This window comes from Glaciihabitans sp. INWT7 (assembly GCF_014217685.1).
GTDB lineage: Bacteria > Actinomycetota > Actinomycetes > Actinomycetales > Microbacteriaceae > Lacisediminihabitans.
Window position 1 is genome coordinate 45,928 of record NZ_CP043654.1, and the last position, 20,275, is coordinate 66,202.

The following is a 20,275-nucleotide window of genomic DNA, read 5'->3' on the forward strand; positions in this document are numbered from 1 at the left end:
CGCATCGGGTGGCGTCGTATCTCGGGCGGCGAAAGAGACCCCCGCGCCAACCCAGCCCCACGGTAGCGAGCAGCCTCTTGGGGAGGGCGAGAGTCTTTCGGCCAGTGAAAAAAATCTCGGACTTTGCGCGGACCCCCATGGGAAAGTCGAGGGCCACACTGCGTCGAGGAGAACGACATGAGCACACAGAGCCAGTACGCGTCGCCGATACTTCCCCCGCGGCGAATCACGGATCCCGAGATGGAACGCTATTCGTCAACGCTCGAAGACCGCGAACTGAGCCCCTACACCGGGATCACACGTGAACACTGGCGCGGCGTTGCGCGCGACCTGCTCGATGGCGCGGCGCGATACCGCTCGGCCAGCGGCGCGCGCATCGAGTTTCCGGGCGCCGCTTCGCAGCAGGGCCCGCGGGCAGACGGACTGGAGGGGTTCTCGCGGACCTTTCTCCTCGCCGCGTTCGACCACATCGGCGCGCCGGATACCGAAACCGCGACCCGTCTGGACGACTACCTGCAGGGAGTCGTCGCCGGCACGAGCGCCGACCCCCGCGTCGAGGACGCGTGGGAACCGATCGAGAACATCGGTGAAAGGTGGGGCCAGTCACAGGTCGAAGCCGCCTGCATCTCGTTGAGCCTGCACCTGACGAAAAGCGATACCTGGGATCGCCTCGCGCCGGACGAGCAGGATGCCGTGGAGGGCTGGCTGCGTACGGCACTCGATAAGGAGCCGTCGTCCAACAACTGGTACCTGTTTCCGCTCACCATCGCCAGCTTCTTGGAGGGTGTCGGTCGCATGGATCGCCAGACGTCGTTCGTTATCGAACGCGGCTTCTCTCTGATCGACCAGTGGTATCGGGGCGATGGCTGGTACAGCGATGGCGACGGCGAGGCATTCGACCACTACAACGGCTGGGCGATACACTTCTACCCGCTACTTCACGCGTGGCTGCGAGATGACACGGTACGGATGACCGTTTTTCGCGAGCGGCTCAGGGCGTTCGTCGGCACCTTCGCAACGACCTTCGACCGCACCGGCGCCTCTCTCTATTTCGGCCGATCACTGACATACCGGATGAGCGCCTCGGCGTCACTCGCGATAGCCCAGGTCATGGACTGTTCGCCCCTCGAACCGGGCCAGTCCCGGCGGATCATGTCCTCGAATCTGCGCTACTTCCTCGACCGCGGCGCCACCTCGAACGGTGTGCTGAGTCTCGGCTGGCAGGGGGAGCACGCGGCGAGCTTGCAGCGCTACTCCGGGCCGGGGTCGCCGTACTGGGCGTCGAAGGGATTCGCCGGGCTGTTGCTGCCGCTCGAGCACCCGTTTTGGACGAGCCCTGAGAGCGAGCTGTCGGCCGATCGAGACGATCTGGTGCGGCCGATCGCGCCGATCGGGCTGATGATCCAGAGCACGGCAGCGGATGGCCTCGTTCGCGTCCACAATCACGGCAGCGACCACCTGAAGCCGCATCACGCCGACGACGGGCCGTCGGATCCGCTCTACGCCCGCTTCGCCTACTCGACCCGAACGGGACCAACCGTGGCCGACGGTCCGGCCGACAACGATATCCGAGTTCAGTTCCGCGGGATCTGGAGCGTCAGGCGTCGAATCCACCACGTCGCCTCGGGGGGCGACTGGGTGGCCTCGTGGCACGCGCCGCGCTTTCCCACATTGACCAGTGAAGGACATGTCCTCCCCTCCGCCAGGATCGAGAGCGTCACCATCGCGCACGCGCATCTCGAGGTGCGCGTGCACCGTCTTCGCAACGTCCCGCCCGATTCGGCTGTCGAGTTGTCGGGATGGGCCGTAGCGTCCGATGGCCCGGAGACGTTGATCCGACGCGCACATGGACTCTCCGCCGACTGTCTGCCGGTCGATGGGAGGGGGCCGAGCTCGAGGGTGATCGGGATAGAGGGCTGGACGTATGCCACGACTGCCGCCGCCACCGGTGGCACCGCATTCGGGCGTTGGGCCGCCGTGCCGCAGCTGCGCGGATCCGCCGCGACACAGGTACTCGTCGCACTCGTATCACTCAGCGCCGATCCGGGCGCGAACGCAAACGACCTCAGCGACCTCGCCGAGATCGAAATCGATGCCTCAACGGTTCGAGTGACGTGGTCGGACTCACTGATCGGGTCGTCGGTCAACCTCGACGACCTGCCATGGACTTGATTGCCCTACCAGGTCAGTCTTCGGCGAGCTGCTGGCGCACCGGAGGCTCGATCACAAAGCGCGCGATGAGGGTTGGAACGAGCCCCGACCCGACCAGGACCAGCGGGGAAACGGAGACCAGGACGAAGTACCAGGCGGCGAGCATGACGACGCCACCCAGGCTGCGAAGTGGTCGCCCTACCAGCGCCGCTCGGGTCTCGGCAAAGAGCGGCCGCCATCCTGTCTCGCGTTCCCGGTCCGCGCAGCTGAGCAGGTTGAGATAGGTGGCGGCCGCGAGACCCGCGATAAAGCTCAGTGTTCCGACGGCGACGTAGCCCAGCGGGGCGTGAACGGAGAGCCAGAAGAGCCCGCCGACGACGAGCCCTACAGCAAGAAGAGCGCCGATGACGCCGAGCGGCCAACTCTGTCGCCATGCGACGGTGAACTGGCGCAGATAGCTGAGAACGCCGACCTTCTCACCGGCGCGATCGTCGGAGAACGACCGCTGAAGGGCGATCGCTGCGGGCACGGCCGTGATCACCGGGAGGGCGCAGACCACGAAACAGACCTGCAGGAGCAACGCCGTCCCGAGCGCGGAGATGGCGCCGACAATGCGCATGGTGCCGCCTCCCGACTCTGGTCAGAGAAGTCAATCACATCCGTCGGGGCTCTCAAGGACCATTTTTCGGTCAGTGAACAATCGGTTGCGCATACATTTTTGCGGTGCTACCGTCCAGTCACTTCCCACTGTGAGAAAGGGCACACCATGCTGTCAGGAATCCGCGTCATCAGCTTCACGCACTTCCTCCAGGGGCCATCTGCCAGCCAGTTCCTCGCCGACCTCGGCGCCGAGGTGATCAAGGTCGAACCACCGACCGGTGCCTTCGAACGAAGCTGGTCTGGCCCGGATGCATACCTCGACGGCACAAGCGTCTTCTTCCTCCTAGGGAACCGCAACCAGCAGAGCTTCAGCATCGACTTGAAGGCCCCGGGTGCTCGACGGGTGCTCACCGATCTGCTTGCTTCGGCCGACGTGCTCATCGAGAGCTTCCGGCCCGGCGCCATGGATCGACTCGGTTTGGGCTACAACGACGTCGCGGCGATCAACCCTCGCCTGATCTACTGCTCGCTCTCCGGATACGGCTCCGATGGCCCGTACGTCGACCGACCGGGACAGGACGTCCTGCTCCAAGCGGTTTCCGGGCTCGCCGCGGCAACGGGGCGAGGCGGGGTCTCCCCCACGCCGGTCGGGGCAAGCATCGTCGATCAGCACGGGGCCACGCTCGGTGCGCTCGGGATCCTGGCGGCTCTGCACGGTCGTGAGCGCACCGGGCGCGGCATGAAAGTCGAGAGCAATCTCTTGAACGCCGCGCTCGACCTCCAGATCGAACCCTTTGCCTACTATCTCAACGGGTTCCGGGGAGAGCGCAGCGAGTCGGGGGTCTCGTCGCGCTTTTACAAGGCGCCGTATGGGGTCTTCCCCACCGCAGATGGCTTCGTCTGCCTTTCTTTGAACTCGCTCGCGACGCTTGAGAAGCTGTTCGGTGATCCGTGGTTCGGTGGGGTGTCGGAAACGGATTCGTACGCACGACGCGAAGAAGTCAACCGTCGGATCGTCGGACATCTCCGTGAGATCCCGACTGCGGAGTGGTTCGCCCGTTGCGAGGCGGTGAAGGTCTGGTACGCACCGGTCAATGGCTATGAGGAGGTCGTGGTGGATCCGCAGGTGCTTCACAATGAATCGATCCTGGCGTTCGAGCACCCGGAGGCCGGGCACGTAGAGGTGCTTGCGCATCCGATCACATACGACGGGCGGAGGCCCGGCATCCGATCTGTTCCCCAGGCGCTCGGCGCCAGCACCCGCAGTGTTCTCGGCTCCCTCTCATACACCGAAGCCGAGATCGACGAGCTCGTGGCAGAGGGAGTGATTCTCGATGGTGCTCACTGAGGACAACGCGGGGCGGCTAACGCTCGATCGATCTGATGGCGTTCTCACCGTCAGCCTCAATCGGCCCGCGAAATACAACGCCATCGACTCGACCACCGTTCACGAACTGCGCCGCGTGTTCGTGAGTGTCGGCGATGACGCGTCGATCGGCGCCGTCGTGATCACCGGATTCGGGAAAGCCTTCGCGGCGGGCGCGGACCTCGGCGAATACGCCGTGGCCGACGCCCAGGCGTTCGCGGCCCTGACCGAGAACGCCAACGAACTGTGCCGCGAAATCCGAGAATCGCCGGTTCCCGTGATCGCCGCTGTGAACGGCGTTGCCCTCGGGGGTGGATTCGAAGTCGTGCTGAGTTGCGATCTCGTCGTGGCCGCCGAGTCGGCTCGCTTCGGGCTCCCGGAGATCAAACTCGGGCTCATCCCCGGCTGGGGAGGAACGCAGCGACTTGCCCAGTACGTCGGTCCCAACCGTGCGAAGCAACTGATCTTCACGGGCGAGACGATCACCGCACACGAAGCCGCGGCCGCGGGGATCGTCAATCGGATGACCACAGCAGAGGAACTGCTCGAGGTCGCGGGTACGCTCGCCGCGAGCTGTGCGTCCGGACCTCGGCTGGCGATCGCCGCGGCGAAGCGCGCAGTCGACGGGGGTGCTTTCGGAAGTCCCACGGCATCCACCGGTTTCGCGCTCGAACAGTCGGAGTTGCGTGGCCTGTTCGCATCGAGCGATGGTCAGGAGGGCATTGCCGCCTTCCTCGCGAAGCGCCCTGCCGACTTCACGGGTCGGTGAGGAGAGTGACAGAACACGATTTCTCGGCGTGGTCGTCGACCAGTGGTTCACGCCCAGCGTCCCCTCCCCCCGTCCTCGCCGACGTCGACCTCGTTGTCGTCGGGGCTGGGGCCGCGGGGGTGGCGGCGGCAACCGTCGCCGCGGAGGCCGGGCTGTCGGTCATCTTGATCGAGCGCTACGGCTTCGCTGGTGGAGCGGCCGTCGCGGGCATGTCCGGAACGATCTGCGGGATGTATTTGGCGAGCGACAACGGCCGGGGCCCCGAACAAGTGGTGTACGGCTTCGCAGAGAGATTCCGCGCAGCGCTCGACCACCGGGGCGGGCTGACGCCGCCCCAGAAATACGGCAAGACCTGGACGAGCGCGCACGACCCGTTGATGTGGCGCGAGACCGCGGATGACCTGCTCATCACCGCGGGAGTCCGCATCCTCTTTCACACCGTCGTCTCCGGCGTCGTGGTGACCGGGGCAACGGTCACTGGGGTGATCATCGAGTCGAACGCCGGGGTGTCGTCCGTCATCGCGCGTCGGGTGATCGATGCATCGGGCGACGCCGCGGTGATCGCCCGGGCCGGTGGCGGACACCGATTCGGCGACCACGGCCGCATCCAGAATCCCACCATGTTCTTCCGGCTCGGCAACGTCGACGTCCCGACTTTCCTGGCGGGCTACGGACCGGACACGATCTGTCCACCTGAAGTGACAGCGAAGATTCTCGCGGCGCGCGCGACAGGCGCGAACCTTCCGCGGCAACACATCTGGATTTTCACCAGCACCCGGCCCGGTGAACTCCTGGTGAATGCAACTCGGCTCAGCGCCCGCAACGGGTCGATGCTCAACGTGATCGACCCCGCCGACTTCACCGAAGCGGAAGTCGCCGGCCGCCGGCAGGTGCGCGAATATGCCGCCTTCCTCGCCCAGGAGCTCGCTGGCTGCGGTAACAGCTACGTCGTCGACACGGGTGTGGAAGTGGGCATCCGACAAACCCGAAGCGTCATCGGCGCGCTGACGCTCTCAAACCAGGATGTGGTCGAAGCCCGCAAGCGGCCGACCGACGGTATTTGCCGGGCCCCCTGGCCGATCGAACTGCACGATGGAGACCGCCCGAAACTCCACTGGCTGATCGACGACTACTACGACGTGCCGTACCTGAGCCTCGTGCCCGAGCGGCTCGAGAACGTGATCGTGGCAGGTCGCTGCCTCAGCGCCGAACACGAGGCGCTGGCGTCGGCACGGGTGACCGCACAGTGCTTCGAGTACGGGCACGCGGCCGGACGTGCTGCGGTAATGTCCATCGCGACCGGCGACGCCTTCCGACATCTCAATCAGGCCGCCCTGCGGGCCGAGATGATCGCCGGTGGCAGCGCGCTGTGACCTGAGTCGCATGCTCCGCGCGGAGAGAGGATCCCACCGATGCCGGACCGTTCCGCTGCGACTCTAGGAGACGTCGCTCGTCTCGCCGGGGTGTCCCAGTCGGTCGCGTCGCGGGCGCTCAACGACGACCGGATGGCGCGAATCAGCGCCAGCACTCGAGAGCGAGTGAAAGGCGCGGCGAGCAAACTCGACTACATCCCCGATCACACCGCGAGGGCCCTTCGTGCGGGGCGTGCGGGCGCACTTGCGCTCGTAGTGCCGGATGTCGGTAACGCGGTGTTCTCGGAGCTATTCGCGGGAGTCCGCGCCGCGTCGGCGGCCGAACGCGTGACCGTTCTCCTCGGCCAGCTCAACGAGCCATCTGTCGTCGAAGAGGGCCTCTCCGGTATCGCCGGCAACGGTCGCGTCGACGGGATCATTCTCCAGCGACCCGAGCGGATGACCGATGCCGAGCTGGAGGCACTGCTGGACGTTCGCGCCCCGGTGGTCTTGTTCAACTCTGTGCTGCGTCGTCGCATGGGCTCTGTGATCCTCGACGACCATCGGGCCGCGTGGATTGCGACCGACTATCTGCTCTCACTCGGGCACACTCGGATTGGTCTGATCGGCGGAACTCGCGAGCACGACGCCGCTCGCCGCCGCGAGGCGGGGTATCGCGAGGCCATGCACCATGCGGGCCGACGGATCGACTTGGCCTGGGTCAGCAGCACCGGATGGGAAGCAGAGGCCGCCGCCGGAGCTCTGGAGGATGTGCTCGCGGGGACCAGGAGGCCGACTGCCCTGGTGGTCGCCAGTGTCAACGCCGCGATCGGCGTGGTCGCGGCGGCGCTGCGACGAGGGCTGCGCATCCCGGACGACCTCTCGATCGTCTCGATCCAAGACACCTGGGTTGCCGGCATGATGGTGCCGTCGGTCACCGTGGTGAGGATGCCGCTGCGCGAAGCGGGCACAGCGGCGGCCCGGATGCTGCTCGCGTACGCGTCTGGTGGCGGCCTCCACAACGTCGTGATCACGGATCCGGCACCCGTACTCGTCGTTCGCGAGTCGACGGCGCGACTCGCCTGACGCGCCTGAGTCGCTCGATGCAATCTCAGGCGAGGATGTCGTACCGATCGGACGGGACCGTGAACTCGAGCGGCCGGCCGGCCGCCAGCCTCTCAATCTCCTCGACGACGATGAGCCCCTGCAGATGCTGCGCATGACGGGTGATACCCCCGACGTGAGGCGTCAAGATCACGTTCGGTAGCCCCCACAGACGGTTCGTCGACGGCAGCGGCTCCTCGTCGAACACATCGAGGCCCGCGCTCAGTCGTCCGGTGACCAGTTCGTCGGTCAGCGCTTCGATATCGACGATTGCTGACCGGGCAGTGTTGACCAAGACGCCGCCGTCGCAAATGAGCGAAAGTCGGCGACGATCGAGAAGGTGCCGGGTCTCTGGAGTGACCGGCGCATGGACAGCGACGACCCGACAGCTGGCCAACAAGTCGTCGAGGTCGCTGAGGGTGACGCCTAAGCGAGCTGCCGACTCGAGATCCAAGTAGGGATCGTAAACAACTACCTCAGCTCCGGCGGCTCGAACCAAATCGATGTACGCGCGCCCCACCCTGCTCGCGCCGACGACACCGACTCGTGAACCGGCGAGTGCCGGGCCCGCAGTTATGGACGCCGCGGCCGACCAATCGTGGCTGGCCTCCATCAGTCGCGTGGTCAGGTGGAGATTGCGCAGCAAGGTGATCGTGAAGACGAGCGCAAGCTCGGCAACCGAAGTCGCCATCCCGAACGCAGCCTGGCTCACCAGGACGCCGTCGTCGATCAGCGACCTCGGAACGAACTCCCGGATCGTCCCCGCGCTATGGGCGACGAACCTGAGCCGATCCGACGATTCGAGGTGGTCGGGAAGCCGCCTCGAACCCCAGCCAGTCACGACGACCTCGGCCGACATCCTGGGGTCATTATCTCCGACCCGATAGTCAACGCGGCGGACTATGCCCACCGATCGCAGCCGCGTCTGAAGGTCGTCGTCGAAGAACATCGCCTCCAGCCGTGGCGGAATGTCGAGAATGATGTCGAGTGGGGCGCTCACGGTCTTAACCCTTGAGCCCGGCCGTGGCGACTCCCTGGATGAAGAAACGCTGGCCGAACACGAACAGAAGAATCATCGGCAGCATCGCGAGTGTCGCGATCGCCATGAGATACGACCATTGCACCTCGCCGGCGGCCCCGGACGCACTCGCGACGAAGCTCGCCAAGCCGAACTGAATCGGTCGCAGGTCGAGCGAGCTCGTCGCCACAAGCGGCCAGATGAACCCGTTCCAGCCCGCTTCGATGCTGAACAAGGCAATCGTTACGAAGGCGGGCTTGGCCAGCGGAGCCATGATTCGGAAGAAGATCCCGACCTCGGAGACGCCGTCGACGCGAGCTGCGTCCGCCAAGTCGGTGGGAAGCGAGACGAAGAACTGTCGCGCCAGGAACACGTAGATCGGGCTGGTGATGAACGGAACGATCAGGGCGAAGAAGGTGTTGATCCAGCCCGTTCCTCCCTGCCCCAGGATGTCATTTCCACCCGCCAACGGGATCGCGCGGACGACGAGGAAGAGCGGGATGATCAGAATCTGGAAGGGGATCACCAACAGGATGATGAAGTAGTTCAGGATCCGGTCTGCACCACGCACCGGAAGCCGAGCGAGTGCATAGCCGGCCGCCGAAGACAGGATCATCGTGGGAACCGTCTGCCCAACCACCACGATGATGCTGTTGCGGAAGTACGTGACGAACGGTGCCAGGTTGAAGGCATCCGGGTAGTTCTCAGGATGCCAGGTGATGGGCAGCCAAGAGAAGGTGTTCACATCGGCGGGCGCCTTGAACGACGTCAACACCATCCAGATGAACGGCGCCACCATGAAGAGACCGCCAACCCCGAGCAGCACATAGATCAGGACGCGCCCCAGCGTGACGGGGGACTTGCGTCTCGGCGCCGCTGCGATCGTGGCATCCTTCGCCACGATCGCAGGGTTAATCGTTGCGGTCATCATCGGGTTAGTCGCTCTCTCTCTGGGTCCGTCGTGCCAGGTAGATGATCGATGCCAGGACCACGAGCATCACCATGGTTTCTGCGGCGGCCTGACCGAACTCGAAGTTGCCAAATGCGTTCTGGAAGATGTCGTAGGCCAACACACGAGTGGCATTGATCGGACCGCCCTGCGTCGTCACATAGACCAGGTCGAACGCCTGGAAGGAGGTCGCGATCGACGTGACGACCACGAAGAAGTGAACGGGACGGAGGGCCGGCCAAGTGACGTTCCAGAACACCTGCCAAGGGGAGGCCCCATCCAGGCGAGCCGCCTCGAGCAGCTCAGGAGAAACGCCCTGAAGTCCGCCCAGGTACAACACCATCTTGGTTCCGAGCCCCTGCCAGAGACCCACCACAGCCAGCGCGGGAAGCGCGATGTTGGGGTCCGTCAACCAGCCAGACCTCGCGAGACCGAAGAAGCTCAAGATCTGATTGGCAAGCCCAGACTGCGGGTTGTAGACCCACTCCCAGACCGTGGCAACCGCCACCGTAGAGGTCACGACCGGGAGGTAGAACGCCGTCCTGAACAGGGGACGCAACCTCAGCTTCTGGTTGAGCCCCAGTGCGACGAGAAGAGCGATCGCCATACCACCCGGGACAACGACCACCGTGTAGAACAGGGTGTTCAGGACTGCCGGACCGAAGTTGGCATCCGCGAACAGCTTGCGGTAGTTGTCGAAACCGACGAAGTCAGGCACCCCGAGGAGCTTGAAGTCGATGAAGCTCAACACCACCAGAATCACGCCCGGCAGGGCGATGAAGATGGCGGAGTGAAGAAGGGCGGGGGCGAGCAGCACCCAGCCGGCGCGTGCTTTCGCACGTTCCATGCCGCTCGGGCGCCGACGACGCGACGCCCGAGCGGTGGCGGAAGCCACGACTGCGTGTGTTGACATGGTGTTGTCCGAGCTTCCGTGAGAAACGTTGACTACTGGCTGGCTGCCGAGAGGACGGTGTTCAGAGCGTCCTTCGATGAACTCTTCTTCAACAGAGCGGAGTCGATGGCCGGTCCGAACACGGTCCGAAGCTTCAGCCAGTTGGTCGGTCCGCCCTCGAACACCGAGATGTCGAGGTTGTTCAAGAAGAACTTCCCGCCCGGGTTCGAGTCAGCGAACTTCGCTGCCGCGTCGCTGTTGCTCAGCGGCACCTCATTCTGCAGGGTCGCGATCGTCTCGAGCGACGATTCTTGCCGCAGCGCCTTGATGAAGGCGACCGCCGGGCCTTCGAGCTTCGTGCCGGCCCCCACCGACGCGATCGCACCTCCGACGAACATCGCTTTGGACTTGTCCTGAATGGGGGCGAACACCAGATCGTCGCACTTTGCCTGACCGATCTTCGAGCAGTCGGCGTAGCTGTAGGACAGACCCATCCCCGCTTTACCGAGCAGCACGGCATTGACGTTGGAAGGGTCGGCCTGACCATAGGTCGAGGTGTTGCCCTGCAGGCTCGTCATCCAGTCGAGCACCGAGGTGCCCGTCGATGTGGCGAAGTTCGGCGTCGTACCACCGTTCTTGTAAAGCTTCTGGCCCATGGCCCCCAGGAAGCCGACGAACGGCTGCCGGTAGTTGCCGGGGGTCTCACCGAGGGCGAAGCCCTCTTGCGTGATGTTGCCAGAGGCGTCTTTGACGGTGAGCTTCTCCGCGTCCGACTTGATCTCGGCGAGCGTTGTCGGGGGCTTGCTCGGGTCGAGTCCGGCCTTCTCGAAAGCGCTCTTGCTGTAAACAAGCGTCAGTCCGGATGCCGTGAGAGGGATCCCGTAGAGAGCTCCCTGGTACAGCGACGGATCGAGCAGCGTGCTGCCGCCCTTGCCGAGTTCCTTGCTCACCGTCTTGGTGTCGAAACCCAGCTTGTTGAGATTCTGGATCGCGCCGAGTGACGCGAGCGGCGGGATCCACGCGAGGCCGGCCATGACGACGTCGTAGTTCTGACCGGTGATGACCGCAGTGGTCATCTTCTGCGAGAGGTTTCCGAACGTCGCTTGGTCACGCGTGACCTCGACGTTGGGGTACGACTTGTGGAAATCGTCCACAACTGCCTGGAAGCCCTGAGCGCCTGCATCGTTCGCGGTGAACCACGGGTCAATGACCCTGAGAGTGCCGGTCACCTTCGAGTTGCTGCTACCGCTGCTGGCACTGGGCTTGGCGGATCCTCCGCCTGCTGAGCACCCGACGAGCGTGACCGATGCTATCAGCGCCACGATGCCGATGGTGAGGGAATTGCGTTTCATGCCGACCTCCTTGTCTGAGAAAATTCTCGCGCCGCTTGGCCCCTGCGAGATGCCGAAAGATTATTTGTTGCACCGAAAGGGTCAAATCAACTTTTTCGTTCACTGAAAACGCTTACGATATTGACGCCGCAGCTCTCGGCTACGCTCGCCCGAAACGCGAGGCCGGTGAATGAGCAAAGCGGCTCTACAGAGACAAACACTGGGGTTTGATCATGACGGATCCGAAGACAGATGGCACCTCGGTCGCGCGGCGCGCCCTAGACCTATTGAGCGCATTCGACGTACGCTCACGGCGCTTGACGCTGTCCGAGATGGCAGCGAGATGCAACCTGCCGGTCCCGACCGCCTACCGCCTCGTCAAAGTGCTGACCGAGTGGGGCGCCTTGGAGCGTGGCAGTGACCGCCGCTACGAGATCGGACGCCGGGTCTGGGAACTCGGCTTGCTGGCCGACGTCCAGACCGAGATCCGGCAGATTGCCGCGCCATTCCTGCAGGACCTCTTTGTAGCTACTCGCGAGGCGGTCTATCTGGCGGTGCGACAGGGCAAAAGTGCTCTGTACGTCGACCGGCTGACCGGCCGTGTAGCGCCAAAGGTCTATGCCAACGTCGGTTCCCGCCTTCCGCTCCACGCGACCGGGGTCGGCAAGGTACTGCTGGCCCACTCTCCCGAAGATGTGACAGAAGATGTATTGGCGCATCTGCGCCAGTACACGCCGTACACGGGCGTCGATCAGGCAAAGCTTCGACGTGAACTGGCCGTCGTGCGACAGCGAGGTTTCGCTCGCACGATGCAAGAGCTCGACATGTCTACGGCTTCTATCGCGGTTCCCATTTTCGACTCGGACGGCCTTGTCGAGTCGGCACTGGGGTTGGTGACATCCGACCTCCGTAAGGATCTCTCGCGGGTCCTTCCCGCCTTGCACGTTGCCGCACAGGGCATTGGTCGCAGCCTTCCTCCTCGCCACGGCGATCTTTTCACATAGCGAAAAGCCTCGCTCGCGAAGGTGAGTCCCGCCGAATAGTGTCGGGCCGTTACCACACAGACGAGGAGACCCGTGATGAGTTCGACGTGGCCGACGTTGGCCGCCGAGATCGCCGACGTCATCGCGCGCGGAGGCGTCATTCCGGCTCATCCGCTCGCCCTCGACGAGCAGCGTCGTCTAAGTCAGCCGCACCAGCGAGCCCTCACCCGGTATTACCTGGATGCGGGAGCGTCCGGTATCGCCGTCGGCGTGCACACGACCCAATTCGCGATCCGCGAGCACGGGCTCTATCCGGAAGTGCTCGAACTCGCCGCGGAATCAGCGCGAGAATGGAGTGACCGACCGGTCGCCTTGATCGCCGGCGTGACCGGCTTGACGAATCAAGCCCTCGCGGAAGTACGTCTCGCTCGCGAGTTGGGCTACCACGCGGCGCTCGTCAACGTCGCGACGTGGCGCGGGCGGCCAGAAGCCGAGATCCTGGCGCATTGCCGACGCCTCGGCGAAGAACTCCCGATCATCGGCTTCTCACTCCTGCCCGAATGTGGCGGATTCCATCTCTCGTACGAATTCTGGCGCGCCTTCGCTGACATTCCCTCAGTCGTCGCGATCAAGATGGCGCCATTCAACCGCTATCGCACTCTCGAAATCATTCGAGCGGTGGTCGACGCCCGTGCCGAGCACCGCATCACGCTGTACACCGGCAACGACGACCACATCGTGATGGATCTGGTCGCACCGTTCGTCATGCGGCGCGACGGCGACGAGGTGCGCCTCCGGATTCGCGGGGGGCTGCTCGGCCACTGGAGCGTTTGGACCCGCCGAGCAGTCGAGTTGCTCGACCGAATCCAACAGCTCCCGGACGCAAGCAACATCCCCGCCGATCTGCTGGGGATGGATTCCATCGTGACCGAGTGCAACAGCGCCATCTACGACGCGCTCAACGACTTCGTGGGCTGCGTACCCGGTGGGCTCGAGATTCTGCGACGCCAAGGTCTGGTACCTGGCACTTGGTGCTTGAACCCCACCGAGCAGCTGGGCCCCGGGCAGCTGGAGGCGATCGACCGCGTCATCGCGGCCTATCCCGAGATGAATGACAACGACTACGTCGGCTCGCAATTGGAGCGTTGGATGGCGCCCGCTCACGTGACCACAGGGAGAACCGCATGACGACCACGACCCGTTTCCTCGAAGACACCACGGCAGCCGGCCCATCCGTGCTGCACCGCGCGAACTTCCCCGCGTTCTTCACCGATGTCGAGCACCTCGAGGACTTCATGTCGATGCCCACACAGGAGCTGGTCGACGACCTCGCCCACGTGCCCGGCGACATCACGGTGCTCGGCGCCGCGGGCAAGATGGGCGTCACCCTGGCCAGGGTCCTGAAGAGGGCCGCTCCGGAGAAGCGCATCATCGCGGTCTCGCGCTTCACCGACGCCGAATCCCGGGCGAAACTCGAGAAGCACGGAATCGAGACAATCTCGTGTGATCTGCTCGATCGGGACGCCGTCGGCAAGCTTCCCCACGTCGAGAACGTGATCTACATGGCGGGCCTGAAGTTCGACTTCACGGGTCGCGAGGACTTCCTCTGGGCGATGAACACTCTTGCGCCAGCGATCGTCGCCGACGCGTTCGCCAGATCTCGGATCGTCTCGTTGTCGACGATCCACGTCTATCCGTGGAGCGATCCGCTTCGCGGCGGCGTCACCGAGAGCACCCCGCCGCTGGCTCGCCCTGGCGAGTACGCGAACTCGGTAGTGGGCCGGGAGCGGATTTTCGAGTACTTCTCGCGCCTGCACGGGTCGCCCGGTCGCAACGTGCGATTCGTCTACGCCATCGACATGCGGTATGGAGTGCTGCAAGAGATCGCGAGTTGGGTCTTGGAGGGGAAGACGATCCCTCTCGAGACGGGCACGGTGAGCATCATGTGGCAGGGAGATGCGATCAACCAGTTCGCGCGACTGCTTCGATACACCGAGATCCCTGCCTCCCCTCTGAACGTCGGCGGGCCCGAGATGGTGAGCGTCCGCAAGGTGGCCGAGCAGTTCGGTGCCCTGTTTGGGATCGAGCCGGTATTCTCGGGGGCCGAGGGTGAGGCGCTCGCGGTCAACTGCGATCAGGCCGCGGCGTTGCTCGGAAATCCCTACGTGACCGTCGACACGATGGTCAAGTGGGTCGCCGAGTGGGCCCAGAGCGGCAAGCCGACGCTCGGCAAGCCGAGCAAGTTCGAGGTGCGCTCCGGGCGCTTCTGAGAGGCGCAGTCGACGGGCCGTCGAGGCGCTCAGACCAACTCGGGAAGTCCCGCCAAATCGAACTCGGGCGCGCAGCCGAAAGGTGCGTCGACGACAGTCCCGATGGCCACCTCGCCGTGCAAGATGGCAAGTTGGGCCCGGCCATCGGATGACCGCTCGAACAGGTCGGGGTGCGACTCGAGCAGCAATTCGTCGACCCTGGGCGCGATCTGGGCCACCGTGCCGAAGAAGTAGTGCCCGTTGCGCTCGATGTGGGTCAATCCGAGAGCGGACACGACCGCGAAATCCTGCAGCAGGGCGAGAGGCGGCAGGGTCGTCAGATCTTCGGCCGTCAGGATAGTCGTGCGATCACCGAACCGCGCGTTGACGAGACAGGCGTTAGCGACGCCACGGAACACTCCCTTGCAGCCCTTATAGGTGCCACCGGCGTAGCCCAAGTCCATCGCTCGACGTATGGAGTCAGGCTCGCCGTCCGACTCGTCGATAATCAACATCGGCAACTCGGGATGCGAGGTGAACATGTCAGCCAGGGTTGGATCCAGCGCCATCGATCGGTGAAACGGTTGCTCGATCGCGATCAGCGCCTCGGCGAGGAAGGAGCCGATACCGGGTGCGGCGGCGAGCTGCTGCCACCAGAGAACAAAATCCTCGCTCGAGTAGAAGCTCTCGTTGCCATCGACGGTGACCGCGAACGGCCGGCGCGTGGCCTCAATCATCTCCAGAATCTCCGCGAGACGGATGACATCCCGGGCCACGTCGCCCTGCGTCTTGATCTTGAGATGGTCGAGCCCGTACGCCCCTACGGCATCCTCTGCGGTCTCTGGCAGCCCGTCGTCGAGCACTCGCGGAGCGAGAGGCACGGGATCGGCCAGGCCGATGGTGTGGCGAATCGCGAGGGATCGCCTGCCGCGCGCGGGGAGGTAACGAGAGGGCGCCGTGCCCGCCAGCTCAGGGTGAAGGGCACCGAGATCGACACCCAGAGCATCTGCGCGTAACGCGGTGCCGAATGGGATAGCTGTGAGCCGGCACCACGCGTCGATCATGGCGCGCTCCATCAGGCTGGTGCCGAGACCGACGAGCAAAGGAGGAAGCCCAGCGGCCCGGCCCCATTCCTCCTGAAGTGCCTGCAGCCGCATCCACCAGTCGAACGGGGATGCCCCCGCAAGTCCCTCTGCGGCACGCGCTGCGCTCAAGACCACCCTGACCATGTCGGCCAAGTCGTCATCCAGCGAGGAGTCCGGGTCTTTGGTGAACCACTTCGGCGGCAGGTTCTCGGCTGACATCCCTCGACTTGTTCCCGCTCCGCTCGTCAGTTGCAGCGAGACCACCGCGTGTGGCGCGGAGGTGAGCTCGGTGATGCCGTACCGGAACGGGATCCGGGTCGCCACCGGAACGACCCGCACCTCGACATCGGTGACGTGGAACACGAGTAAGAACTCAGGCGAACTGCGACATGTATTGCGCGAACTGCGGGATCACGACTTCTGGCTCCTCGAGCTCTGGCACCCAGAACTTCTCCCACTCGAAACTGACGTAGCCCTCGAAGTTTCCGGCTTCCAGCAGGGCGATGAGTTCTGGAAGCGGCGCGATTCCCTGGCCGGTAAGAACGTAATCCTTGTCTTCGGCGACCATGCCCGCCGCGTCGCGCACGTGCAGATGCTTGATGAGCGACTTGAGCCCGTCATATGAACTCTCGAGCGACTCGCCATGCCGGTAGGTGTGCATGAGGTCCCACAGCACTCCGATGTTCTCGCCCACCCCGTACGAGAACACCTCGAGCAGATCGGCCGACTTGGACAGGGTTCCGTGAGTCTCGATCGCGGCCGTGACGCCGAGGTCGTGGACCACGTCGGCAAGAATCGCAAGCCCCTTCGCAACATCCGGAAAGAAGCTCTGCGGGTTGTCGACGCCCTCCGGCGGCCCGGCGAAGATCCGGATCAGTGGTGCGCCGAGTTCCGAGGCCAATGTGGCGTAGCGCTTCGCATCTGCTAGGTGGCGATCGAAGCCCTCTCCGGACCCGCTCTCGATCAGAACGCTGGTGTCGAGGCACGGAATCGCCAGGCCGGCATCCTCGAACTTGCGTCGGGTTGTCTCGACGGCTCCGGGTGCGAAATCGGGAAGGCTCAGCAGATCGTTGGTTCCTTCGATTGTGCGGAGTTCCACACCGTCGTAGTGATTTTCCTCGGCCAGCTGCACGATCTGATCGACGGTGTAAAACGGTGCGCCCAGGGTGCTGAAGGAGATCTTGACCATCGGTATCGGTTCTTTCTGTTCTCAGTTGTCGATGCTGCTGATGAATGCGTCGAAGTCGACGGCCGCACCGGTGCGTGCGGACTCGTAGATGGCGACCACCGTCGCGAGCGAGAGGAAGGCGTCTTCGACGCCGGCGCGCGGGGTGGACTCACCGCGCAACGCACTCAAGAAGTCGAGGTACTGACGGCGATGCCCGATGATCTCAACGGGGTGACCGCTGTAGGGGACCTCGTTCACCATTCTCGATGCCTGATTGCCGAGCCCGGGGCCATTGAGACCGTAGTCGCCGACCTCTGCCCCACTCGATGCCACGTGATAATACGCGAGGGCATCCGCGTCGATGACAGCTGATCCCCGGTCTCCGTGTACTTCGATCCGCGGCGGGAGGCCGGGATAGGCGGCGGTCGTGTACAGCACGCTCGCCAGCGCCCCGCTCACGAACTCGATGACGGCCGCTGCCGTATCCTCGACTTCGATTCGTTCGTGAGCCAGGCGCCCGGAGCGTGCCAGCACTGACTTCGGACGTCCCATGAACCAGACGAGCAGGTCGATCGAGTGGACGCCCTGGTTCATCAAGGCACCGCCGCCGTCGAGCTTCCAGGTGCCGCGCCATTCCCCGGAGTCGTAGTACTCCTGCGAGCGCCACAAAGAACCGGTCACGACACCAGACGTCATACGCCCGAACTCACCCGCGTCGATGGCGGCCTTGACGACCTCGCTCGATGGCTCGAAACGCTTTTGGCTGATCACAGCCCCGATGAGTTCTGGGTGGGCCCGAGCCGCTTTGACGACCTCCACTGCTGCAGTCGGAGTGACGTCCAGAGGCTTCTCAATCAGCACGTGCTTGCCCGCGTTGATCGCCGAGACTGCGTTGGCCGCGTGGTATCCGGTCGGTGTACAGATCACGACGACATCGACGTCCACGGAACTCAGTGCCGTCGCCAGGTCGGCGAATACTTCCGGGCGAACTCCGGTGCTGTCCGCGACCGCGTCAGCCAGCGCGGCCGAGTTCTTTTCCACCGGGTCGACGATGGCTGTCAGGCTGAACTCGGGGATGGAGTCGATGACGTCGGCGTGTGTTTTGCCGATGAATCCCGCTCCTACCAGCGCGACACGGAACGGGGCTTTCTCGGCCATTGAGATGCGACTCCTCAGGTGATGATTGTGATGCTCGGCACTCGCCGATGCCCTCGACGCTAGTGTGCGGGCTCGCGCCCAGTCGATTGCACTTTTCGGCCACAGAAAACAACAGACGGTAAAGAGGGCCTGGTTCATCACCCCGGGTGGTCGCTGAGTTCTCCCACGAAAGATGTAACTGCGACGCATCGGCATCTGGGGGGCGGATCGTTTGGCCTCGACGAATGAGGGGCCAAGAGCGCTTCGAGTGTCGCAACGACCGCCGACCTCAACCGGTACCGGGACAACCAAGTCCGACCGTGGAAGAAGTTGGCATTCAACCCGGCAGGCATGACTCCGGAACGCGCACTCGCAATCGCCATGAAAGTGCTGGACTGAACCCGGCGCACCGGCCCCTCTGCTGCGCGCCGGGGCCATCCGTCCCGTGGCTGGCGACGGGCCGTCCCCTTGCGCTCCCCAAAGAAGAAGGCCGCTCACGACTGCGGCCGAGAAGCGCAGAAACAATCTCTGACCTCGGCAACTTCTGTAGTGGCGCCTGGGACGAAGGCAACGCCTGACTACCGAGGCGCGCAGGTCCAACCCGAAGTTAGCGCTTTGAGCGGTAACCCTTTGGTTCGATCGCGAGCCAATATTGGGCACACAGCTTGAATGCTGTTCCCTGCGGCGGCTATCCCCGTGAGTCAGCGATCATTCGCAGCTGTTTGCGGAGTTTCTCTGCATAGCGACCACCGAACTGGGCATCGACTTCTGCGTTCGCACGGAGAGTGACGTCAATGACTGTTTGACAGAACTTGGTGCCCAGTTCGGTGAGCGAGACCAGGGTTGCTCGGGCGTCCGCTGGGTCAGGGTGGGTTTGGACGTATCCAAGCGCTCCTACCTCCTGCACCATCGCGCTCATCGCTTGCCTGCTTACTCCGGCCTTGCTGGCAAGTTCGGAGATGTGAGTGCCCCCGATCGTGAGGCCTGCGAATACGGGGACGTGCGCGGGTCGGATGTCCGGATAGCCCGCTTCGATTACTCGGATGAAAACAGTTCGGCTAAATGCTCCGGCCGCAGTCTCCAAGAGTCGGCCGACATCGTCCGCAGTTGCGGCCGCATAGGCAGCCAGTACTTCGTCGCTCATTTGGAAACCACCTTGACAAAGTTAGGCAATTTGATTGACTATGATTGTCAATCACGTTGCATACTATCATTTACCCTGAAGGAGAAATCATGTCTGAAACTCTGACCGTCCCCACCCTCGGCGCAACAATGCCCGACATCGGACTGATTGGTCCGGATGGAAAGCATTCGACGCTCAGTCAGGAGCTGGGGGGCTCGAAGGCTGTGGTCTTCTTCATGAGAGCAAGCAACTGTCCGATCTGCCTGGCTCACGCGAAGACCATCCTGAAAATGCAAGCCGCAGGGGACCTCCGCGGGGCGAAGTTTCTCCTCGTTGCCCCCGGTGACGCCACGGAAGCGGCCACGGCACTAAAGCGGCTTGGATCCTCGAAAGCCGGAGTGTGGGCGTCCGGACGTAACCACGCCGCCGTCGGCCTCGGCACGTTCATGACCATCCAACACAGTGGCACATTCGTGCTGGACGGCGACGGCGGCATCCTCCATGTGAAAACAGCCACGATCCCAGCCGCAAGCTTCTCCCGCTCCGCTGTCCTACAAGCACTCGCCCGCGAGTGAGCCCTCAGGACCTGTTTTCGCACGCGAGCTTGACGGCCCCTGCCTTCGCTCACGCTTCACTGCTAGCGAGGTAGGAAGGTCGGATGCAGTTTCTCCGGCGTTGCCCTCGCCGCACGTTGCTGTACAGACGGGCCGACCGAATCCCGACGATCAGAAGCGGGCCGGCTCCAGCCATCTCTGAGCCGTGGCGCGAGACTGCGCGATCTGGCCCGTCGCCCCAATCATAGACACGCCTCGATCGCTAATCGACCCTGGACGGCCGGGCGGCTGGGAAGGACTGCTGAATGCCGAGAACGGCCGCTCCGCGTGCCCATTCCAGAAATGGGTCTGTCTGTTTTCTTGTGTAACTGGCTCCGGCTAGTTGAGTCCTAGGCGGTCGCCGTAGGTCATTGCGAGTGTGTTCAGGATAGCTTTCCAGCCCGC

The 20,275-nt window shown here is 64.0% G+C and carries 18 protein-coding genes; 9 read left to right on the forward strand and 9 right to left on the reverse strand.

What is annotated here, in order from left to right:
• Nucleotides 1–177 precede the first annotated feature (177 nt).
• On the forward strand, nucleotides 178–2,172 hold the full coding sequence (locus tag F1C58_RS16385) for a DUF2264 domain-containing protein (protein WP_255461405.1): 1,995 nt from the start codon (nucleotides 178–180) through the stop codon (nucleotides 2,170–2,172).
• A 13-nt stretch (nucleotides 2,173–2,185) separates the two neighbouring features.
• Here F1C58_RS16385 and F1C58_RS16390 read toward each other — a convergent pair whose 3' ends face one another.
• The gene (locus F1C58_RS16390; protein WP_185204338.1) at nucleotides 2,186–2,770 is read right to left on the reverse strand and encodes a DUF624 domain-containing protein; all 585 of its coding nucleotides are present in this window, start codon (nucleotides 2,768–2,770) and stop codon (nucleotides 2,186–2,188) included.
• Nucleotides 2,771–2,917: 147 nt separating this feature from the next.
• On the opposite strand from F1C58_RS16390, the gene F1C58_RS16395 reads away from it, so the two are divergent.
• From F1C58_RS16395 to F1C58_RS16410, 4 genes are read left to right on the forward strand one after another with little or no spacing between them, the layout of a single operon-like run.
• Complete coding sequence (locus tag F1C58_RS16395) at nucleotides 2,918–4,099, forward strand: CaiB/BaiF CoA-transferase family protein (protein WP_185204339.1); 1,182 nt, start codon at nucleotides 2,918–2,920, stop codon at nucleotides 4,097–4,099.
• The gene (locus F1C58_RS16400; protein ID WP_185204340.1) at nucleotides 4,086–4,886 is read left to right on the forward strand and encodes an enoyl-CoA hydratase/isomerase family protein; all 801 of its coding nucleotides are present in this window, start codon (nucleotides 4,086–4,088) and stop codon (nucleotides 4,884–4,886) included. Before F1C58_RS16395 ends, F1C58_RS16400 begins: the two co-directional genes overlap by 14 nt.
• 5 nt (nucleotides 4,887–4,891) lie before the next feature.
• Nucleotides 4,892–6,259 carry an FAD-dependent oxidoreductase gene (locus tag F1C58_RS16405; protein WP_185204341.1) on the forward strand — a complete coding sequence of 456 codons (1,368 nt, stop codon included), beginning with the start codon at nucleotides 4,892–4,894 and terminating at the stop codon, nucleotides 6,257–6,259.
• A 39-nt stretch (nucleotides 6,260–6,298) separates the two neighbouring features.
• Nucleotides 6,299–7,324, forward strand: coding sequence for a LacI family DNA-binding transcriptional regulator (locus tag F1C58_RS16410; RefSeq protein ID WP_185204342.1), 1,026 nt, complete (start codon nucleotides 6,299–6,301; stop codon nucleotides 7,322–7,324).
• Nucleotides 7,325–7,349: 25 nt separating this feature from the next.
• Here the strand turns inward: F1C58_RS16410 and F1C58_RS16415 are convergent, their stop codons facing one another.
• From F1C58_RS16415 to F1C58_RS16430, 4 genes are read right to left on the reverse strand one after another with little or no spacing between them, the layout of a single operon-like run.
• Nucleotides 7,350–8,342 carry a hydroxyacid dehydrogenase gene (locus F1C58_RS16415; RefSeq protein WP_185204343.1) on the reverse strand — a complete coding sequence of 331 codons (993 nt, stop codon included), beginning with the start codon at nucleotides 8,340–8,342 and terminating at the stop codon, nucleotides 7,350–7,352.
• A gap of 4 nt (nucleotides 8,343–8,346) precedes the next feature.
• The gene (locus F1C58_RS16420) at nucleotides 8,347–9,288 is read right to left on the reverse strand and encodes a carbohydrate ABC transporter permease (RefSeq protein ID WP_185204363.1); all 942 of its coding nucleotides are present in this window, start codon (nucleotides 9,286–9,288) and stop codon (nucleotides 8,347–8,349) included.
• Nucleotides 9,289–9,295: 7 nt separating this feature from the next.
• Complete coding sequence (locus F1C58_RS16425; protein ID WP_185204344.1) at nucleotides 9,296–10,222, reverse strand: carbohydrate ABC transporter permease; 927 nt, start codon at nucleotides 10,220–10,222, stop codon at nucleotides 9,296–9,298.
• A gap of 32 nt (nucleotides 10,223–10,254) precedes the next feature.
• A complete protein-coding gene (locus F1C58_RS16430) occupies nucleotides 10,255–11,553 on the reverse strand; it encodes an extracellular solute-binding protein (protein WP_185204345.1) in 1,299 nt (432 codons plus the stop codon).
• 212 nt (nucleotides 11,554–11,765) lie between these two features.
• On the opposite strand from F1C58_RS16430, the gene F1C58_RS16435 reads away from it, so the two are divergent.
• The 3 genes from F1C58_RS16435 to F1C58_RS16445 all read left to right on the forward strand — a co-directional run bounded on the left by F1C58_RS16435 (nucleotide 11,766) and on the right by F1C58_RS16445 (nucleotide 14,785).
• Nucleotides 11,766–12,536: an IclR family transcriptional regulator gene (locus F1C58_RS16435; protein WP_185204346.1), complete on the forward strand. Its 771-nt coding sequence runs from the start codon at nucleotides 11,766–11,768 to the stop codon at nucleotides 12,534–12,536.
• A 75-nt stretch (nucleotides 12,537–12,611) separates the two neighbouring features.
• Nucleotides 12,612–13,703: a dihydrodipicolinate synthase family protein gene (locus F1C58_RS16440; protein WP_185204347.1), complete on the forward strand. Its 1,092-nt coding sequence runs from the start codon at nucleotides 12,612–12,614 to the stop codon at nucleotides 13,701–13,703.
• Entirely contained in the window at nucleotides 13,700–14,785 is a 1,086-nt protein-coding gene (locus F1C58_RS16445; RefSeq protein WP_185204348.1) for an NAD(P)-dependent oxidoreductase, read from the forward strand. Before F1C58_RS16440 ends, F1C58_RS16445 begins: the two co-directional genes overlap by 4 nt.
• Before the next feature lie 29 nt (nucleotides 14,786–14,814).
• Here the strand turns inward: F1C58_RS16445 and F1C58_RS16450 are convergent, their stop codons facing one another.
• The 4 genes from F1C58_RS16450 to F1C58_RS16465 form a co-directional block, all read right to left on the reverse strand.
• Nucleotides 14,815–16,212: a hypothetical protein gene (locus F1C58_RS16450; RefSeq protein WP_185204349.1), complete on the reverse strand. Its 1,398-nt coding sequence runs from the start codon at nucleotides 16,210–16,212 to the stop codon at nucleotides 14,815–14,817.
• Between the two features lie 10 nt (nucleotides 16,213–16,222).
• A complete protein-coding gene (locus tag F1C58_RS16455) occupies nucleotides 16,223–17,038 on the reverse strand; it encodes a sugar phosphate isomerase/epimerase (protein WP_185204350.1) in 816 nt (271 codons plus the stop codon).
• A 21-nt stretch (nucleotides 17,039–17,059) separates the two neighbouring features.
• Nucleotides 17,060–18,175: a Gfo/Idh/MocA family protein gene (locus F1C58_RS16460; RefSeq protein ID WP_185204351.1), complete on the reverse strand. Its 1,116-nt coding sequence runs from the start codon at nucleotides 18,173–18,175 to the stop codon at nucleotides 17,060–17,062.
• A 667-nt stretch (nucleotides 18,176–18,842) separates the two neighbouring features.
• Entirely contained in the window at nucleotides 18,843–19,298 is a 456-nt protein-coding gene (locus tag F1C58_RS16465) for a MarR family winged helix-turn-helix transcriptional regulator (protein WP_185204352.1), read from the reverse strand.
• 89 nt (nucleotides 19,299–19,387) lie between these two features.
• Here F1C58_RS16465 and F1C58_RS16470 point away from each other — a divergent pair, with 89 nt between their 5' ends.
• The gene (locus F1C58_RS16470) at nucleotides 19,388–19,852 is read left to right on the forward strand and encodes a redoxin family protein (RefSeq protein WP_185204353.1); all 465 of its coding nucleotides are present in this window, start codon (nucleotides 19,388–19,390) and stop codon (nucleotides 19,850–19,852) included.
• Nucleotides 19,853–20,275: the final 423 nt, after the last annotated feature.

Excerpts from the sequence above, each read along its gene's own strand:
- F1C58_RS16385 (WP_255461405.1), top strand. The coding sequence starts at position 178 with ATGAGCACACAGAGCCAGTACGCGTCGCCGATACTTCCCCCGCGGCGA.
- F1C58_RS16390 (WP_185204338.1), bottom strand. The coding sequence starts at position 2,770 with ATGCGCATTGTCGGCGCCATCTCCGCGCTCGGGACGGCGTTGCTCCTG.
- F1C58_RS16395 (WP_185204339.1), top strand. The coding sequence starts at position 2,918 with ATGCTGTCAGGAATCCGCGTCATCAGCTTCACGCACTTCCTCCAGGGG.
- F1C58_RS16400 (WP_185204340.1), top strand. The coding sequence starts at position 4,086 with ATGGTGCTCACTGAGGACAACGCGGGGCGGCTAACGCTCGATCGATCT.
- F1C58_RS16410 (WP_185204342.1), top strand. The coding sequence starts at position 6,299 with ATGCCGGACCGTTCCGCTGCGACTCTAGGAGACGTCGCTCGTCTCGCC.
- F1C58_RS16420 (WP_185204363.1), bottom strand. The coding sequence starts at position 9,288 with ATGACCGCAACGATTAACCCTGCGATCGTGGCGAAGGATGCCACGATC.
- F1C58_RS16425 (WP_185204344.1), bottom strand. The coding sequence starts at position 10,222 with ATGTCAACACACGCAGTCGTGGCTTCCGCCACCGCTCGGGCGTCGCGT.
- F1C58_RS16430 (WP_185204345.1), bottom strand. The coding sequence starts at position 11,553 with ATGAAACGCAATTCCCTCACCATCGGCATCGTGGCGCTGATAGCATCG.
- F1C58_RS16435 (WP_185204346.1), top strand. The coding sequence starts at position 11,766 with ATGACGGATCCGAAGACAGATGGCACCTCGGTCGCGCGGCGCGCCCTA.
- F1C58_RS16440 (WP_185204347.1), top strand. The coding sequence starts at position 12,612 with ATGAGTTCGACGTGGCCGACGTTGGCCGCCGAGATCGCCGACGTCATC.
- F1C58_RS16445 (WP_185204348.1), top strand. The coding sequence starts at position 13,700 with ATGACGACCACGACCCGTTTCCTCGAAGACACCACGGCAGCCGGCCCA.
- F1C58_RS16455 (WP_185204350.1), bottom strand. The coding sequence starts at position 17,038 with ATGGTCAAGATCTCCTTCAGCACCCTGGGCGCACCGTTTTACACCGTC.
- F1C58_RS16460 (WP_185204351.1), bottom strand. The coding sequence starts at position 18,175 with ATGGCCGAGAAAGCCCCGTTCCGTGTCGCGCTGGTAGGAGCGGGATTC.
- F1C58_RS16465 (WP_185204352.1), bottom strand. The coding sequence starts at position 19,298 with ATGAGCGACGAAGTACTGGCTGCCTATGCGGCCGCAACTGCGGACGAT.
- F1C58_RS16470 (WP_185204353.1), top strand. The coding sequence starts at position 19,388 with ATGTCTGAAACTCTGACCGTCCCCACCCTCGGCGCAACAATGCCCGAC.